The sequence below is a fragment of the Micromonospora sp. DT81.3 genome (genome assembly GCF_049847225.1).
In the GTDB taxonomy this organism is placed as follows: Bacteria; Actinomycetota; Actinomycetes; order Actinomycetales; family Microbacteriaceae; genus Microbacterium.
On sequence record NZ_JBNCNY010000056.1, the window covers coordinates 1 to 324 of the forward strand.

Below are 324 nucleotides of genomic sequence, written 5' to 3' on the forward strand. Positions count from 1 at the left end.
CAAACGACTAGAGTTCCAAACCCCGATCGAAGTCATCGGGAACGTTCTGTTGCAATGACCGCCAGAATCCGCCGATCCACTACGGGCATCGGCCTCATCCACCCCCGCTCGGATTGATTGAGCGGCGCTGACCATACCCTTGTGCGTCCTGGCGAGCCGGAGAAGACTCGGCTCATCAACAAGGAGGTTGCCATGAGCACAGTCGCTCGCATCACCGCTATCAGCTCCCGTTCCACGGAGAGCTTCGATCAAGCCGTTCGGGACGGCATAGAGCGCGCCAACGCCACGCTCCGGAACATCAGCGGCGCCTGGGTGAAGGAACAA

1 protein-coding gene is annotated in these 324 nt (G+C 60.2%); it reads left to right on the forward strand.

All coding sequences use genetic code 11. The annotated features are described in order from the left end of the window. Window positions 1-192 precede the first annotated feature (192 nt). The coding region (locus tag ACPW96_RS23315) for a dodecin family protein (RefSeq protein ID WP_425886131.1) at window positions 193-324 on the forward strand (132 nt) is incomplete at its 3' end.